This is a genomic window from Arthrobacter gandavensis, assembly GCF_015355785.1.
GTDB classification, from domain to species: domain Bacteria; phylum Actinomycetota; class Actinomycetes; order Actinomycetales; family Micrococcaceae; genus Arthrobacter_B; species Arthrobacter_B gandavensis_A.
This window is the reverse complement of the sequence record NZ_JADKYW010000003.1, coordinates 342580-356938: the sequence shown is the minus strand read 5'-3', so window position 1 is coordinate 356938 and position 14359 is coordinate 342580. Positions and strand designations below refer to the sequence as shown.

Here is a 14359-nt window from a genome sequence, read left to right as displayed (position 1 = left end):
GGTCCCTGACTGGAGTGCTACGTGGCCGTAACCAGAGATTCCCTGCGTCAGACTGCCGGTGCTTGCGGCAATCCCCAGGGATTCGTGCTTGACACATCTGTCCTGCTGTCCGATCCGAAGGCAATCCTGCGCTTCGCCGAGCATGAGGTGATCCTGCCGCTGGTGGTCATCAGCGAACTGGAGAGCAAGCGCAACGATCCTGAGCTGGGCTATTTTGCCAGGACTGCCCTGCGTCTGCTTGATGACCTGCGCGTGGAACACGGCGGCCTGGACCGGCCGGTGCCTGTTGGCGACGCAGGGGGCACCCTGCGCGTGGAACTGAACCACGTTTCCCTTGAGGTGCTGCCGCTGGGAATCCGGGGAGCAGGGAATGACAACCGGATTCTTGCCGTGGCCCGGAACCTGGCCGATGAGGGCCGCACCATCACCGTGGTTTCAAAGGACCTGCCACTGCGCGTCAAAGCCGCCGCCGTAGGGCTCACCGCGGACGAATACCGCAACGAACTGGTCCGGGACACCGGCTGGACCGGCATGGCGGAAATCGAAACCGGAGACGTCGAAGTCAGTGAACTCTATGACCAGCAGCCCGTGTTCATCCCGCAGGCCGCGGACCTGCCGGTCAACACCGGACTGGTGCTGCTTTCCGGCCGGTCCTCCGCGCTTGGCCGGCTGGGCGCGGACAAGCAGGTGAGGCTGGTGCGCGGGGACAGGGATGTCTTTGGCCTCCACGGACGGTCGGCCGAACAGCGGCTGGCCATCGACATGCTCCTGGACCCGGAGGTAGGCATCGTCTCTCTGGGTGGAAGGGCCGGAACCGGAAAATCCGCGCTGGCACTGTGTGCCGGACTGGAGGCAGTCCTGGAGCGGCAGGAACACCGCAAGGTGGTGGTCTTCCGTCCGCTGTACCCCGTTGGCGGCCAGGAGCTCGGGTATCTGCCCGGAAGCGAAGCGGACAAGATGGGGCCATGGGGCCAGGCGGTTTTCGACACCCTGGAGGCCCTGGTTTCCAGGGAGGTGGTGGAAGAGGTCCTGGACCGCGGCATGCTGGAGGTGCTGCCGCTGACGCACATCCGCGGTCGGTCGCTGCATGACAGCTTCGTAATCGTGGATGAAGCGCAGTCGCTGGAGAAGAACGTCCTGCTGACCGTACTCTCCCGCATCGGCTCGAACTCGAAGGTAGTCCTGACGCACGACGTCGCCCAGCGGGACAACCTCCGGGTGGGGCGCCATGACGGCATTGCGGCAGTGGTGGAGACGCTCAAGGGCCACCCGCTCTTTGGACATATGACCCTCACCCGCTCGGAACGTTCACCGATCGCCGCCCTGGTGACGGACCTCCTGGAAGAGGGAGCGATTGGCTAGTTCGTCCACAGCTGCCCCGGACCGCGGTACGCAGCCCGGCCCCGTCGCGTAGCGTAGGGCGCATGTGGGGGATCCTGGGGGAGTACTGGGCCGGGCCGCGGCTGTCCTGGCTGCTGCTCGCAGCGGCGCTCGGCTACCTGCTGGTCCTGGCCGGGAAGCTGACCGCCGCTGACATCAGGACCCGGCGCCTGCCGGACCGCCTGGTAGTGCCTGCGTATCCGGTCTCCGCAGTGCTTCTGGGGGCGGCCGCACTCAACGCCGGAGATCCAGGGCGGTTCGCCGGCATGGCGCTCGGCGGGTTGGCGCTGGTGAGCGGATACCTCCTGCTGCGGTTGGCTTCCCCGTCCGGTCTGGGGCTTGGCGACGTGAAGCTGGCCGGCGTACTCGGGCTGTACCTCGGGTTTGCGGGCTGGAGCTTCCTGGTGGCGGGCGCCGCGGCGGGTTTCGTGCTGGGCGGGCTGTGGGGCCTGGGACTGGTGGTATCCCGGCGCGGAACGGGAAAGACCCGGATCGCGTTTGGCCCGTTCATGCTCGCCGGCGCTTTGCTGGCGCTCGCAGTGCCTGGCCTACAGTAGAACCATGCCCACACCGGACTTCATCCATTCCCTGCGCCAGAAAGTGGGCCACGATCTCCTGTGGCTTCCCGGGGTTGCTGCCGTCGTCTTCAATCCGGCAGGAGAGGTGCTCCTGTGCCGGCGGGCGGACAACGGCCGCTGGACACTTATTACGGGCATCCTTGAACCCGGCGAAGAGCCGGGCCCCGGACTGCTCCGGGAAGTGGAGGAAGAGACCGGCGTGCAGGCGCGGCTCGAACACCTCATCCATGTGGGCACCACGGACCCGATCATGTTCCCCAACCAGGACCGCTGCCAGTTCCTGAACCTGGTGTTCCGGTGCGCCTGGGTGGCCGGCCATGCCCGGGTGAACGACGACGAGTCCACCGAGGTGGGCTGGTTCGCCGTCGACGGACTGCCGGACCTCAATCCCCGGCACCGGATGCTCGTGGAGCTGGCGCGCAACTCCACCGGAGTACCCGTCTTCGAGGTCTAGGACACTCGCTTCGCAAAAGCTCGACGGACACAAGACGGCCGAGCTGAAGGCCGCGGAAGACGCAGTGCACAGAAGCAGAGCAAAGAAGCAGTGCAAGGAAAAGGCCCCGGGATGATGCCCGGGGCCTTTCTCATGAAGCAGCGGTCAGCGCTGGTCAGGTTTCGATGCCGAGGCCCTGTCCGCCGCAGTGTCCTGCGTCGGGGAAGCGGCATCTGCTGGGGATGCGCCTGATGCGCCGGCTGCAGCAGAAACCCCGCCTGACGTGCCGGCAAGCCGCTCGGCCTCGAGGCGGTCCGCCTCTGCTCCGCCCACGGCTTCACCGCGTGCGACCATGCCTGCCACGTCGGAGAGCGGAATCTCCTTCAGGAAGAAGGCGAGAATGAGGGCCAGGGCCAGGAAGGGAACAAGGTACCAGAAGACCGGTGCCAAGGATTCGGCGTAGGCGTTGACTATTCCGTCCCTAGTGGGCTCCGGCAGGGCGGCCATGGCAGCCGGCTGAAGGGTGGCAGTCGCCTCGCCGGCGGCAGCGGCGTCGAACCCTGCACCTTCGAAGACGCCCATCAGGTTCTCCGAGAGGCGGGTGGTGAACATGGCACCGAAGATGGCCACGCCCAGGGAGGCGCCGACCTCACGGAAGTAGTTGTTCGAGGACGTTGCCGTACCGATCTGGTCCACCGGCACGGAGTTCTGCACCACCAGCACCACTACCTGCATGATCAGGCCCAGGCCCGCACCGAAAACGAACAGCTGGGTGCAGATCACCCAGACCGGTGTTTCGGCGGTGAGCATTGTCATCCACAGCAGTGCACCCAGGACCAGGATGGCGCCGGAAATGGGGTACTTCTTGTACCTGCCGGTCTTGGTGATGGCCAGGCCGGACCAGATCGAGGTGCCCATCATGCCCACCATCATCGGCAGCATGAGCAGGCCGGATGCTGCGGCGGAGGTCCCGGTGGACATCTGCAGGAAGGTTGGGACGAAAGCCAGCGCGGCGAACATGCCCATCCCCAGGGTGAAGCCGATAGCGGTGCTGTTCACGAAGATCGGGTTCCTGAACAGGCTCAGCGGAATGATCGGATCCTCGGCCCGGCGTTCGGCCATCACGAAGGCAAAGGCTGCAGCCAGCAGGCCCGCTCCGAAGGCGAGTGTCAGCGGATCGGTCCAGCCGCGGTCCGCGTCGCCGCCAAAGTCGGTGAAGAAGATGAGGCAGGCGGTGGCGATGGACAGCAGGACGACGCCGGGAAGGTCGATCCGCTTCTGCGCCTTCTTGCTGGGCAGGGTGAGGGTGAAGAACGCAATCAGGAAGGCCGCGATGCCGATGGGGATGTTGATGTAGAAGGCCCACTGCCAGGTCATGTGGTCAACGAAGAAACCGCCCAGCAGGGGACCGGCAACTGCGGAGAGGCCGAATATGCCGCCCAGCGGGCCCATGTACTTGCCGCGTTCGTTAGCCGGAACAATGTCCGCGATGATCGCCTGGGACAGGATCATCAGGCCGCCGCCGCCCAGGCCCTGGATCGCCCGGAACAGGACGAACATCCAGAAGTCCGTGGCGAAAGCAGCGCCCACGGACGCCAAGGTGAACAGCGCAATGGCGAAGAGGAACAGGTTCCGCCGGCCCAGGACGTCGCCGAACTTGCCGTAGATCGGCATCACGATCGTGGTTGCCAGCAGGTAGGCGGTGGTAATCCAGGTCTGGTGTTCGACGCCGCCAAGCTCACCGACGATCGTGGGCATGGCGGTGGAGACAATCGTCTGGTCCAGGGAGGAAAGGAGCATGCCCGCAATGAGGGCGGAGAAGATGATCCAGATCCGTTTCTGGGTCAGCAGCAGCGGTCCTGTGGATCGCGCGGCGGTGGTGGTCATGAAGGGTCCTTGCTGGCAGTGAGGGGAGGGAAGGAGGATAAGGCGGCCCGGGCCGGTTCGACGGCGGAGGTCAGGACCGCGCGGTAGCTGCGGGAGTTGCCGGGATCGAAGAACTCGGGGACGGCCCGCTGAAGCAGGGCCGAGAAGACCGTGGCGACGGCGGCGACCTGCGGGTCTGCGGGATCACGGTGTTCCCGCCGGGCGATGAGGCGGCACAGGCGTTCGTCTGCTTCACGGTTTCCCTGCATCAGCTTGAAGACCAGCCGGGGTTCGGTGTTCAGGGCATCCTTGAACTGGTCGAGCTCTGCGCGGGAAACGGCCATCGACTCCATATGGGCCACGGCGAGGTCCACCAGGTCCCTGAGCAGCGTTGGTGAAAGCTCCGGCCCGGCTGAACCAGCCGCGATGAACGGTTCGGTGAGTTCTTCGGGCAGGGCGGCGGGGGCCCCAAGGACGGCATCTTCCTTTGCCGGGAAATAGTTGAAGAAGGTGCGCCGTGAAATGCCCACCTGCTCGCAGAGCTCCTCCACCGTGAACCCGGCCAGGCCGTGTTCGGCGGTGAGGGCACGCGCTGCGCTGGTGATGGCGCTGTGGGTTGCCGCCCTCTTGCGCTCCCGGAGCCCGCCGTCTAAACCTGCACTATTTGTCACAAAGTAAACTTTTGCACGATTAGGATGGAAGTGCAAAACAGTCCGGGTTGCCGGCGGGGTCCGCTGGAACCGGCGTTCCCACTGATCGTTACTCCCGTTCATAAGTGTGACCTCAGATGTGTCCACACATCACGGCATCCGGGAACGGCGGCCTCGATGTCACCGGAGATGTCCCGGGCATGCAAAAGGGGGCCACCCCGCCGGGCAGCCCCCTGAATGCAGCGGAAAACTAGGCCTGCGGAGGCTTGGTCATGGAGAGGACGTCCAGGGCAGCATCGAGCTGCTCCTCGGTGACCTCGCCGCGTTCGACGAAGCCGAGCTCGGTGACGGCCTGGCGGATGGTCTTGCCTTCCTTGACCGCGAACTTGGCGATCTTGGCGGCGTTCTCGTATCCGATGTACTTGTTCAGCGGCGTGACGATCGAGGGGGAGGCCTCGGCGAGGTAGCGCGCGCGCTCCACGTTGGCTTCGATGCCGTCGATCATCTTGTCCGCCATGATGACGGAGGAGTTGGCCAGCAGTCGGATGGATTCCAGCAGGTTCGAAGCGATGACGGGAATGCCGACGTTCAGTTCGAAGTAACCGAAGGTGCCCGCCCAGGCGATGGCGGCGTCGTTGCCCACAACCTGGGCGGCAACCTGCAGGACGGCCTCGGAGATCACCGGGTTGACCTTGCCCGGCATGATCGAGGAGCCCGGCTGCAGGTCGGGGATGGCGATCTCGCCCAGGCCGGTGTTGGGGCCGGAGCCCATCCAGCGCAGGTCATTGGCGATCTTGGAGAAGGACACTGCGATGGTGCGCAGCATGCCGGAGACCTCCACGAGCGCGTCGCGGTTGGCCTGGGATTCAAAGTGGTCCCGCGCTTCGGTCAGCGGCAGGCCGGTGTCCGCGGCGAGCAGCTCGATCACGCGCTGCGGGAAGCCGGCCGGGGTGTTGATGCCGGTTCCGACGGCGGTGCCGCCCAGCGGAACCTCGGCTACGCGGGGCAGGGATGCCTGGACGCGTTCGATGCCGTAGCGGACCTGCGCGGCGTAACCGCCGAATTCCTGGCCCAGGGTCACCGGGGTGGCATCCATGAGGTGCGTGCGGCCGGATTTGACGACGTCCTTGAACTCCTCGGCCTTGCGCTCCAGCGAAACGGCCAGGTGTTCCAGCGCCGGGACCAGGTTGTTGATCAGGGCGGAGGTGGCGGCAACGTGGACGGAGGTCGGGAAGACGTCGTTGGAGGACTGCGAGGCGTTCACGTGGTCGTTCGGGTGAACGGTGGTCTCGCTGCCTGCGGCCTTCAGGGCGCGGGTGGCGATTTCAGCCAGGACCTCGTTGGTGTTCATGTTCGACGACGTGCCGGAGCCGGTCTGGAACACGTCGATCGGGAACTGGCCGTAGTGCTGGCCCGCGGCCACTTCGTCAGCCGCAGCGGCAATCGCCTTGGCGCGCTCGTCGTCGAGCACTCCCAGTTCAGCGTTGGCGGTGGCGGCAGCCTTCTTGATGCGGGCCAGTGCCTCGATATGCGCCTCATCCAGCGGCTTGCCGGAGATCGGGAAGTTCTCCACGGCGCGCTGGGTCTGGGCGCGGTAAAGGGCGTTTACCGGGACGCGGACCTCACCCATCGTGTCATGTTCAATGCGGTATTCAGCGGAGTTGGAAGTCATGGCTACCAGCCTAGTCGGCGCGCCCGCCGGCGCTGAAAACGCGTGTCGGAATGGGGCAGCGTTTCCCGGTCCGCTACCCCGCAGTGAGGCCTGTGGTCTCCGGATCCAGCCGGCCGATGCTGGACACCAGGTCCGCCCGGCCCTCGGCCAGCCGATAGGAAAGGCCGACGACGGCGGTCTCCCCGGAGGCTACGGCGTCGGAAATCAGGCGGGAGCTCTCCACCAGCCGCTCAGCGGTCTGCCGGGTGTGCTCCACGACCATGTCATTGACGTCCTCCAGGCCATTGCGGCGCGCGGCCAGGACAGAGGGGGTGATGCGTTCAACCAGGTTCCGGACGTAGCCTGCAGGCATGGATCCGGTGTCTACGGTGTGCTTGGCAGCGGTGACGGCGCCGCAGCTGTCATGGCCCAGGATGACGATCAGCGGGACGCCCAGCACGCCCACGCTGTATTCAAGCGAGCCGAGGACGGCGTCGTCGGTGACCTGGCCGGCAGTGCGGACAACAAAAACATCGCCCAGTCCCAGGTCGAAGATGATTTCGGCGGCAAGCCGTGAGTCCGAGCAGCCGAAGATCACCGCGAAGGGATTCTGCTCGTTGACGAGGGAGCTGCGCCGCGGCGCATCCTGGTTCGGATGGCGGGAGGTGCCGGCAACAAAACGCTCATTGCCTTCGCGCAGGCGCTGCCAGGCCTGGGCCGGAGTGGTGGGAGCAGTAAGGGGGCTGTTTAATTCGGTCACCATACAAGAATACGGCGCTTCGGAGCGGGTTCGCTGGTCTGTTACCGCTGGAAGTCGCACGCCCGGGCAGCGCGGGTGCCGAGGTACTACTGGCCGGAAGCTGCCAGGTCCGCAAGCACCGCTTCGGCGAGGACGTCCACGGAGGACAGGTCTCCTTCGGAGCTGAGCACCACGGTCATTCCGTCCACTTCGGTGACAAGGTGCGCTTCGCCGTTGGCGCTGTCCCGCAGCTGCCAGGTGGCGCCGCCGGCGTTTCGTTCACCGGCAACCAGGGAGTCCCGGGTGGTCTGGGAAACCCAGGTGGGGTTGCCGGAATTGGTCTGGGTGAGGCGGATGAACTCGGTGTCCGGGGTGAGATATCCCACTTCCCAGGCCGGTACGCCTGAGTTAACGCCGGAGTCCCAGCGTGCGTAGTTGGACGTCCAGCCTTCGGGCAGGTCCGGTGCCAGGGGATCGTAGCCGGCGTCGGCCGCGGCTTCGGCGGCGATCGCCTGAACATCGACATTGCGCGGCTGCGGCTTCTGGTACGGATTCAGCAGTACCGGAACCAGCACGATCGCCAGCGTGATTCCGGTGGCGATAAGCATTCCAATGACCGTTGCGTTGGCCCGCTTGGCCTGCTTGGCGGTCAGGGTGGGGGTAACGTGCTCTTCGGGCTGCTGCTGCTCACTCACACCTCCATGATCGCCTATTCGGGGCGGCAAGTCCTATTCCTGTCCGGCAGCAGCGGGTGCCGTCCGGTGCTCCGGCGGCGTTAAATGCCGGGCGCCGGCGGTGGCGCGGACCACTTGGCGACTATGATCGGAGCAAGGAACAGCAGGCGGGCCCGCCGTTGGGGACAGTTTCCGGACAGTGCGGCCCGAATTTCAAAGATGAGGTTAGACGTGTCCCAAGGTGCCCAGTACTCAACTCTTTCACCCGCGCTGGCAGTCGGCGACGACGAGCCGGACAGGAACCTCGCGCTCGAACTGGTCCGTGTCACGGAAGCAGCCGCCATCGCCGGCGGCCACTGGGTCGGGTTCGGCGACAAGAACGCTGCCGACGGCGCTGCCGTTGACGCGATGCGCTCCCTGATCTCCACCGTCCACTTCAACGGCGTCGTGGTGATCGGTGAGGGCGAAAAGGACGAAGCTCCCATGCTCTACAACGGTGAGCATGTGGGAGACGGCACCGGCGCGCTCTGCGACGTCGCCGTGGACCCGATCGACGGCACCCGGCTGACCGCCCTGGGCATCAACAACGCCCTGGCCGTGCTTGCAGTGGCCGAGCGCGGAACCATGTTCGATCCGTCCGCCGTCTTCTACATGGAAAAGCTGGTCACCGGTCCCGAAGCCGCGGACATGGTGGACCTGCGCCTGCCGGTCAAGCAGAACCTGCACCTGATCGCCAAGGCCAAGGGCAAGAAGATCAACCAGCTCAACGTCATGATCCTTGAGCGGGACCGGCACAAGCCGCTGGTCCAGGAAATCCGCGACGCCGGAGCGCGCACCCGCATGCTGATGGACGGCGACGTCGCCGGCGGCATTGCGGCGGCGCGCGAGGGCACCGACGTCGATGCTCTGATGGGCATTGGCGGCACCCCGGAAGGCATCATCACCGCCTGTGCCGTGAAGACCCTCGGCGGTGTCATCCAGGGCCGGCTGTGGCCGACCTCGGACGAGGAAAAGCAGAAGGCGATCGACGCCGGCCATGACCTGGACCGGGTGCTCTCCACCAATGACCTGGTTACCAGCGACAACTGCTACTTCGCCGCCACGGGCATCACCGACGGGGACCTGGTGCGCGGTGTCCGCTACAAGAAGGACCGCGTCCTCACGCAGTCAATCGTGATGCGTTCAAAGTCCGGAACCATCCGCATGGTTGACGGCGAGCACCAGTCACACAAGTGGGAGTCTTACGCCCGCCTGCGCTAAGCGCGCGCAAGCCGCAAGGGGAGGGCCCGGACAATGTCCGGGCCCTCCCCTTTGCCGCGGGGGCATCGCCAGCGGCTTAGCTGCGGCGGATCTCCGCCACCCGGACGCCAACCGTCGCCATCACGACGACGGCGGCGGCAGCAGCGGCCATAACCGCGGTTGGCGTTGAGAGCAGTTCTCCGTTCACCCGGGAGACCGCAATCCACGAGAGCCCCCAGGCCAGTGCAGCGGCGGGAGCCAGGCGCCCCCGGCCGTACCAGGCGAGGCCAACGCCGACGGCGGCAGCAGCAGCCAGCACGATGCCCGCCCACACCATGGGGTCCAGGCCAAAGCCGTCAAATTCGCCGGCGGTCAGTGCCGAGGCAATATTGGCGCAGATGGCCACGCAGACCCAGCCGAGGTAGAGGCCCATCGTTCCGTCCACGACGACGGCGCCGAGCAGGCTGCCCGGCCGGGTGCGGGCGTAGCGGGCGAAGATCAGTGCCAGCACCACCAGCAGAGCCGCGATGACGAGGACGGAGAGCGGAACGGAGCCGGCCTGCACGCTGAGGATCCAGGCGGCGTTCAGGATCAGTGAAGCGGACACCAGCCAGCCGAGCCGGCGCTGCCGCTCGGAGGCGCGCTGTGAGGGCAGCCACTGGTAGATGGTATACGCGCCAAGGCCTGTGTAGATGACAGACCAGATGGAGAAAGCCGGGCTTGCCGGGGCAAGGTAGGTGGCGTCCGCGCTGAGGGCCCCGCCCGCGGCTTCGGCGATGGGGGTGCCGCCGAAGACACCGACGCCGATGACTGACCCGACGATGCAGATGATGAAGGACACAGTGACCGTAAGCTGCCGGGCCAGGTCCCTGCCCGCGTAGCCTTGCGATCCCTTGCCTGCCGCACCTGCCGGTTCGGAGTGACTGGATGTTCTGGGAGTCGAAGTAGCCATATTCGAGCCTAACAAAGCATGCTTATGGTTTCCGGGGATTTACACCGGGCACGGTTTCAGCTCCATAACTCTCCGTAACAACCGTGCGTTCGAAGCCGGTGCCGGCAGCAAAGTAGGCTGGTTGGCATGACATTGAGCGTTACTCCCTGCACCGATCCGTCCCGCTGGAACAATCTCGTCAACCAGTTCAACGGACACCCGCAGCAGTTGTGGGGCTGGGGAAAGACCAAGGCCGAGCATGGCTGGCAGGCCGAGCGGCTCCTGCTTTCGGACGGGACAGTTGTTGTGGGCACGGCCCAGCTGCTGCTGCGCAGGCTGCCGTTCCCCTTCCGCTCCCTCGCCTACATTCCCCGCGGTCCGCAGGGTGTGCCGGGCCGGGAAGCTGAGCTCCTCGCCGCCGTCGCCGGCTACGCCGGGGCGAAACACCACGCCGTGGCACTGACCATCGAACCGGACTGGGACGCGGACTCACCGGCGGCAGGAACGCTGCCCGGTGCCGGGTTCCGTGCCAGCACCAACACCATCCTGATTCCGCGCACCCTGATCCTGGACCTGGAGCAGGACGAAGCGGACCTGCTGGCGGCCATGAGCAAGAAGCACCGGCAGTACATCCGCAAATCCGGGCGGGAAGAGCTGGACTACCGCGCGGTGAAGCGCGAAGAAGTCCAGCAGTGCCTGGAAGTCTACAAGCAGACGGCCGAACGCGCAGGCTTCGGCATCCACGAAGACGCCTACTACTTCGATATCTTCGACAACCTAGGGGACGATTCGCCGGTTTATGCCGCGTTCAAGGGCAGCGACGTGGTCGCCTTCCTGTGGCTGTCCGCCAGCGGTTCCACCGCGTTCGAACTCTACGGCGGGATGAGCGAAGAGGGTGAACGACTGCGCGCCAACTACGCCCTCAAGTGGCTGGCTATCCGGGAGATGAAGGCCCGCGGCATCACCCGCTACGACTTCAACGGCCTGCTGAACGACGGAGTTTCAAAGTTCAAGATGGGCTGGGCGCAGCATGAGAACATGCTGGCCGGCACCTGGGACAAGCCGCTGTCCCCGCTCTACCCGGTCTTCACCGGCGCCCTGCCGCTGGCCAAGACGGCGCTGCGGAAGGTCCGCGGCGGCCTCGGTGCGATCCGGAGCCGCCTGGGCCGTTAGGCCGGCGGTCCGCGGCTAGATGCGCAGGGTGGGAGCGTTCGGGTCTGCGGCAGGTACTGCGGACCCGGCCGTCACGGCGAAGGCCAGCGCGCCGTCGTCGTGCTGCGCTGAGTGCGAGGCGAGCTTGGCGATCACCGGTGCCTCGTCAGCGCCGATGAATGCGCAGTCTCCCGGATTCAGGATCAGGTCCTGCCTGGGCGAATCCAGGACCAGGGATCCGCGCAGCGCAATCACCAGCGTTGGACCGTTCTGAAGCAGCGGCACGTCCGCCGCGGACATGCTTCCCTCACCTGCGCCCTGCGCGAGTTCAAGCCGCTGCAGGGAGAACTCGGAGAACGGCGGGCGGTAGAGTTCCTGGCCCAGCCCGGTGAGTTCCGCCTCGACGCGGGGAATGCCCAGGGCCTGGAAATCGATGGTCTTCAGCAGTTCCTGCAGGTCTACATGCTTGGGCGTCAGACCACCGCGGAGCACGTTGTCCGAGGATGCCATGACCTCCACCCCAAGACCCTGCAGATACGCGTGGACGTTCCCCGCCGGGAGATAGATTGCCTCGCCGGGGGAGAGCGAGACGCGGTTCAGCAGCAGGGATATCAGTACGCCCGGATCTCCGGGGTAGTAGCCGTCCAGTGACCCAAGTTCAGCGACGGCGGGATCGAGTTCGGCCCGTTCGGCGGCATCCAGGGACCGGACGGCACCGGCCGCGGCGGCTACAGCCTCGCGGACTTCCTCGCCTCCGGTGATGAGGCGGCGGAAGACGCTTTCAAGCCGTTCGGTTTCCGGGCGCCCGGACTCAAGGTCCAGCGCGGTCTGGGCCAGCAGTTCGGGTGCGGGGCTGCCGGTTGCCTCGACCAGCCGGGAGACGGCGCGGAACAGAGCGCCGGCGTCCTCCGGAGGGCGGAAGCCGCAGAGCGCCTCGAAATCCGTCAGCGCGAAGATCATCTCCGGTTTGTGGTTGGCGTCCTTGTAGTTCCGGTCTGCCGCTGCGCGGTCAACCCCGGCGGCTTCCTCGGCCGCGAAGCCCGCCTGCGCCTGTTCCCGGGTGGGATGGACCTGGAGCGAAAGCGGTGATCCGGCAGCAAGCACCTTCGCAAGGAACGGCAGGGCCGGACCGTGCACGGCAACGGTCTCCCTGCCCAGGAGCTGCTCCGGGTCTCCGGCAATGAGCTCGTCCAGGGTCTCAGGTTCCTGGCCCACTACCGGCGAAGGCGCGCCGGGATGGGCGCCGAACCAGAGTTCGGCTTCGGGTTCTCCGCTCGGGTCACGGCCGAAGAGCTCAGCCATGGCCGTCAGGGAACCCCAGGCGTAGGGGCGGAGGGTGCCTGAAAGCAGATACATGTCTCTCTCTTCGGTGTGTGGTGGACGCGGTCCGGATGAACCGGTACGCGGCGGGGATGAGGAACCGGCGGGGTCAGCCGACGCTGCAGGCCCCGTTGTTGTCCAGCAGCATGGCCAGCGTATCGGTGTCCCCAATGCGCGCCAGTTCCTGGAGGTAATCTTCGGTGATTTCCGGTCCGGCGGTTTCGGCGGGAACGGGGGGTTCCTCCGGTGCCGGGGCCGTCGGTGCCTCCGCCGGGGCCTCAGGCTCGGCAGGATCCGACGAGCCGATCGCGCCGTCTTCCACCGGTTCCGGGGCCGGCTCCTCTGCGGTCCCTTCCGCGGCAGCAGCGGACTTGGCCAGCTTCTCCTGCACCCGGGAGTGGATGAGGTCGAAGTCCGGATAGGTTGCAAAGTTGTCCGCTGCCGTGCCGAAGTCCGGCGGGCCGATGGTCATCCGCTGGACCTCGTGGTCCTTGGATTTCAGGGCAAGGTCCACGAAGCTGCCCAGCTGATCCTGCGGAATGTCCGTGTGGACCACCTCTTCACCGGCGGAGGCAATCGCCTGGAAGCGGGTCAGCAGGGTCGCCGGATCAAGCTGGGCAACCATTGCCTGCTGGACGCACTGCTGGCGCGCAATGCGGTGGAAGTCGGTCACGAATTCGCGTGAACGGGCGTACCAGAGGGCGGTGTAACCGTCCATCGTCTGGACTCCGGGCGCGATCCAGCCGTCCGGCGGGTAATGGCGGTTGGTGCCGGGGATCTCTCCGGCGGTGATGGGAACCCAGCCTCCGACGTCGATCTTCACCCCTCCCATGGCATCGATCAGGCTGGAGAAGCCTTCCATGTCCACGATGACGTAGGACTGGATCTCGAGGCCCAGGATGCCGCCGGCCGCATCCATCATTGCCTCGGCCCCGGGGTCTTCGGACTCCGGATAGAGGTCCGGATACTGCTCGGTGACCACGGGGTAGAGACTGTTCAGGATGCACTCGTCGCCGCAGTTGTAGCCTTCGGGGAATACCTGCCAGAGCGGGGAGCCTGCAGTGAACCGGGTGTTCTGGAAGTTGCGGGGAAGGCTGAACGTCACGATTTGGCCGGTGTCCGCATCGACGCTGAACACGGACATGCTGTCAGGCCGCAGGCCCGTGCGGTCAGCACCGGCGTCGCCGCCCAGGAGCAGGAAGTTGTAGCGTCCGTCCACCGGGTCAAAGGCAGGCCCGGACGCGAAGATATTGTCAAAGGTCTGCCGGCTGACATTGAGCAGCCAGGCGCCGTATGCCAGCGAGCCGCTCGTAAGCACCATGAGCAGGGCCATGGCACCGGCGACGGCGGGGCGCATGTTCCGCTGCAGCAGCGGCGGGCGGATGATGCGGAAGGTGTTGAGGAACAACAGGGCCCAGCCCACGGCCAGCCCGGCCAGCAGCGCCATGATCAGGAACGAGGCCCAGCTGTTGGTGAAGATGCTCACCAGCAGGACCCGGTTGGTGACCGCCACCACGGCGACCGCGATCAGCGCTGCCCACACCAGGAAAGTGACGCGGAGGGCCGTGCGGCCCAGCCTGCGGTCTCCCGCAACAATCTGGGCCGAGCCGGGCAGCACGAGGGTCAGGAACAGGAGCAGGAAAGCCCGTTTACTGCGCAGGTGCGGCGACGCCGACTGGGGGTAACGGACCGGGTCAGTGTAGACGGCTCCGGATGGACCTGGCACTGTGCTGGCCATGCGCCTGC

At 66.1% G+C, this 14359-nt stretch carries 13 protein-coding genes; 5 read left to right on the top strand and 8 right to left on the bottom strand.

The window, feature by feature from the left end:
- Positions 1-42: 42 nt before the first annotated feature.
- From ITX31_RS02945 to ITX31_RS02935, 3 genes are all read left to right on the top strand, one after another.
- A complete protein-coding gene (locus tag ITX31_RS02945; protein WP_228529017.1) occupies positions 43-1362 on the top strand; it encodes a PhoH family protein in 1320 nt (439 codons plus the stop codon).
- Between the two features lie 62 nt (positions 1363-1424).
- Positions 1425-1937 (top strand): A24 family peptidase, encoded by a 513-nt coding sequence (locus tag ITX31_RS02940; RefSeq protein WP_194781980.1) that lies wholly within the window; start codon positions 1425-1427, stop codon positions 1935-1937.
- 4 nt (positions 1938-1941) lie between these two features.
- Positions 1942-2412: an NUDIX hydrolase gene (locus tag ITX31_RS02935; RefSeq protein WP_194781979.1), complete on the top strand. Its 471-nt coding sequence runs from the start codon at positions 1942-1944 to the stop codon at positions 2410-2412.
- Between the two features lie 144 nt (positions 2413-2556).
- On the opposite strand, the gene ITX31_RS02930 is transcribed toward ITX31_RS02935, so the two are convergent.
- The 5 genes from ITX31_RS02930 to ITX31_RS02910 form a co-directional block, all read right to left on the bottom strand.
- Complete coding sequence (locus ITX31_RS02930) at positions 2557-4278, bottom strand: MDR family MFS transporter (RefSeq protein ID WP_194781978.1); 1722 nt, start codon at positions 4276-4278, stop codon at positions 2557-2559.
- The gene (locus tag ITX31_RS02925) at positions 4275-4928 is read right to left on the bottom strand and encodes a TetR/AcrR family transcriptional regulator (RefSeq protein ID WP_194781977.1); all 654 of its coding nucleotides are present in this window, start codon (positions 4926-4928) and stop codon (positions 4275-4277) included. Before ITX31_RS02925 ends, ITX31_RS02930 begins: the two co-directional genes overlap by 4 nt.
- 229 nt (positions 4929-5157) lie before the next feature.
- Positions 5158-6579 (bottom strand): class II fumarate hydratase, encoded by a 1422-nt coding sequence (locus ITX31_RS02920; protein ID WP_194781976.1) that lies wholly within the window; start codon positions 6577-6579, stop codon positions 5158-5160.
- Positions 6580-6652: 73 nt separating this feature from the next.
- Positions 6653-7321 (bottom strand): carbonic anhydrase, encoded by a 669-nt coding sequence (locus ITX31_RS02915; RefSeq protein WP_194781975.1) that lies wholly within the window; start codon positions 7319-7321, stop codon positions 6653-6655.
- Positions 7322-7404: 83 nt separating this feature from the next.
- Positions 7405-7992, bottom strand: a complete 588-nt coding sequence (locus ITX31_RS02910; protein ID WP_323745560.1) for a DUF4245 domain-containing protein — start codon at positions 7990-7992, stop codon at positions 7405-7407.
- Between the two features lie 198 nt (positions 7993-8190).
- Here ITX31_RS02910 and glpX point away from each other — a divergent pair, with 198 nt between their 5' ends.
- Entirely contained in the window at positions 8191-9231 is a 1041-nt protein-coding gene (glpX, locus tag ITX31_RS02905; protein ID WP_055240249.1) for a class II fructose-bisphosphatase, read from the top strand.
- A 76-nt stretch (positions 9232-9307) separates the two neighbouring features.
- Here the strand turns inward: glpX and ITX31_RS02900 are convergent, their stop codons facing one another.
- Positions 9308-10162 (bottom strand): TspO/MBR family protein, encoded by an 855-nt coding sequence (locus tag ITX31_RS02900; RefSeq protein ID WP_228528921.1) that lies wholly within the window; start codon positions 10160-10162, stop codon positions 9308-9310.
- 126 nt (positions 10163-10288) lie between these two features.
- On the opposite strand from ITX31_RS02900, the gene ITX31_RS02895 reads away from it, so the two are divergent.
- Entirely contained in the window at positions 10289-11314 is a 1026-nt protein-coding gene (locus ITX31_RS02895) for a lipid II:glycine glycyltransferase FemX (RefSeq protein ID WP_194781973.1), read from the top strand.
- Positions 11315-11329: 15 nt separating this feature from the next.
- Here the strand turns inward: ITX31_RS02895 and manA are convergent, their stop codons facing one another.
- On the bottom strand, positions 11330-12649 hold the full coding sequence (gene manA, locus ITX31_RS02890) for a mannose-6-phosphate isomerase, class I (RefSeq protein ID WP_194781972.1): 1320 nt from the start codon (positions 12647-12649) through the stop codon (positions 11330-11332).
- A 73-nt stretch (positions 12650-12722) separates the two neighbouring features.
- Complete coding sequence (locus tag ITX31_RS02885; protein WP_194781971.1) at positions 12723-14351, bottom strand: LCP family protein; 1629 nt, start codon at positions 14349-14351, stop codon at positions 12723-12725.
- Positions 14352-14359: the final 8 nt, after the last annotated feature.